This window comes from Microbacterium umsixpiens (assembly GCF_053543675.1).
Genome location: NZ_JBLVOH010000157.1, coordinates 1 through 2,793 on the forward strand (window position 1 = coordinate 1; position 2,793 = coordinate 2,793).

A 2,793-nucleotide genomic window follows, 5' to 3' on the forward strand; every position below is an offset into this window, starting at 1 on the left:
CCACGACCGGGCGGCCGTTGACGACCGCCCCCAGGGCGACGACCGCCGCATCAGAGCCGAGCCGATCGCGCACGCCGTTGACGAGGTCGCGCACATCATCGGCAGATGCCACATCGCCGAGATTGAGTGCTGCCAGTCGGAAGGCACCGACGCGCTTCGCGGCCTCCACGATCGCCGGGATCTGCCCCGCGCGCTCTTTGGACTCGAACTGCGCGATGCGCTTCTCCGCGGCCTTCAGGCTCGCCGTGAGATCGGCGATCCGCTCGGGCAACTGCTCACGGGGCGTCTTCAGCGAGCTGGTGAGCTGCGAGACGATCGCCCGCTCGGCTGCGAGCTCGCGGAAGGCATCGGCGCCGACGAGGGCCTCGATACGGCGGTTGGATGCGCCGACGGACGACTCTCCGACGAGGCTGACCAGACCGATCTCGGCACTCGTGCCCACGTGTGTACCGGCGCACAGCTCACGCGACCAGGGGCCGCCGATGTCGACCATGCGCACGACGTCGCCGTACTTCTCGCCGAACAGCGCCATGGCGCCGGCTTCCTTCGCCTCGTCGAGGGAGACGATGCGTGTGGTCACCTCGAGGGCGTCCTGCACGGCGCGGTTGGTGATCTCCTCGATCTCGCTGCGCGTGTCCGCGGAGAGCGCCTGCGACCACGAGAAGTCGAATCGCATGTAACCCGCGCGGTTCAACGACCCCGCCTGCGTGGCGGTCGGTCCGAGCGTGTCCCGGAGAGCGGCATGCACGAGGTGCGTCGCGGAGTGCGCCTGGCGTGCCGCGCGACGGTTGGCGGCGTCCACGACGGTCGTCGCGACGTCGTCGACCGCGACGCTTCCGCGGGCGACCTCGACGGTGTGGCTGATGAGACCGGGAACGGGCTTCTGCACATCGAGTACCTCGAGCTCGTAGCCCGGTCCGACGATCGTGCCCTTGTCGGCGACCTGACCGCCCGACTCCGCATACAGCGTGGTCTCGCTGAGTACGACCTCGGCGATCTGCCCCTCGGCGGCGCTGCGCACCGGGACCCCGTCGACGAGCAGCCCGATGACACGGGACTCGACCTCGAGCGCCGTGTATCCGTCGAAGCCGGTCTCGCCCAGGGCGCGCAGGTCGCGGTACACCGAGACGTCGGCGAGCTGACGCTTGCGATTGCGGGCGTCGTCCTTGGCGCGCTGGCGCTGCTCCTGCATGAGCGTGTCGAACGCGGTGCGGTCGACCTCGAGCCCGGCCTCTTCGGCAACCTCGAGGGTGAGATCGATCGGGAAGCCGTAGGTGTCGTGCAGCAGGAAGGCCTCGGGACCACTGAGGGTCTTGCCGCCGCCCTTCTTGGTCTCGTCCAGAGCGAGGTCGAGGATCGTCGAACCGGCGACGAGCGTGCGACGGAAGGTCTCCTCCTCCGCGAAGGCCGACGCCGAGAGCACAGACCAGTCCTTCTCGAGCTCCGGGTATGTGGTCTTCATCACGTCGCGCGATGCGGCGAACAGCTCGGGGAACACCGGCTCGTCGACGCCGAGCAGACGCATGGAGCGAACGGTGCGGCGCATGAGGCGGCGGAGGATGTACCCGCGTCCCTCGTTGGAGGGACGAACCCCGTCGGAGAGGAGCATGAGAGAGGAGCGCACATGGTCGGCGACGACGCGGAAGCGTACGTCGTCCTCGTGCTGCACGCCGTAGGGGCGCCCGGAGAGCTCGACGGCGCGGTCCAGCACCGGACGCACCTGGTCGGACTCGTACATGTTCTCGACGCCCTGCTTGAGGAACGCGACGCGCTCGAGGCCCATGCCCGTGTCGATGTTCTTCATCGGCAGTTCGCCGATGATGTCGAACTCCGTCTTGCTGCGGATGTTCTCGAGGAGGTCCTGCATGAACACGAGGTTCCAGATCTCCAGGAACCTCGTGTCGTCGACGGCCGGGCCGCCGTCCTTGCCGTAGGCCGGACCGCGATCGAAGAAGATCTCCGAGTCGGGGCCACCGGGGCCGGGCTGTCCGGTGTTCCAGTAGTTGTCCGCGCGTCCGAGACGCTGGATACGCTCGGGCTTCAGCCCGATGATGTCGCGCCAGATGGCCTCGGCCTCGTCGTCGGTCTCGTAGACGGTGACCCAGAGGTCCTTCTCATCGAAGCCGAGACCGCCGTCGGACTCGGAGCTCGTCAGCAGCTCCCAGGCGTAGCGGATCGCGCCTTCTTTGAAGTAGTCGCCGAACGACCAGTTGCCGAGCATCTGGAAGAACGTGCCGTGACGCGCGGTGCGACCGACCTCTTCGATGTCGTTCGTGCGGATGCACTTCTGCACATCGGCGATGCGCGGATGCGGGGCGGGGACGACGCCCGTGAGGTACGGGATCATCGGCACCATCCCGGCCACCGTGAACAGCAGCGACGGATCGTCGCTGACGAGTGAGGCCGAAGGGACGATGAGGTGGTCGTTCTTCTCGAAGAAGTCGAGGTAACGCTGCGCGATCTCCGCAGTTTTCATAGAGTGCCGGGTGTCCTTGCGTGAAGATGCCGCGCCGTGGCGCTGCTGCGGTGGTTCAGTTGTCGCCCGGCTCCGTGAGCCGTGCCTCCTGCTCGCGGTAGGCGTCGCCGATGAGAGCGGTGAATCCGTTGATCCTGGCGTCGACCTCAGCGAGGATGTCGTGACCGCGCGGGTCCTTGTTCATGAAGTGAGCCGCGACGAAGCCGCCGATCACACCGACCAGGAACCATTGCACGTTCTTCATGTCGTCATCCTTGCCCTTGATCCGCGAAGGCGCGGTGTCACCATCGTATGCCGAAACGACAAGAGGCGTGGGG

At 67.1% G+C, this 2,793-nt stretch carries 2 protein-coding genes; both read right to left on the reverse strand.

What is annotated here, in order from left to right:
- On the reverse strand, positions 1–2,476 hold a 2,476-nt coding region (gene alaS, locus ACNPM4_RS15610; RefSeq protein WP_448986286.1), incomplete at its 3' end, for an alanine--tRNA ligase.
- 55 nt (positions 2,477–2,531) lie between these two features.
- On the reverse strand, positions 2,532–2,793 hold a 262-nt coding region (locus ACNPM4_RS15615; protein WP_448986287.1), incomplete at its 5' end, for a hypothetical protein.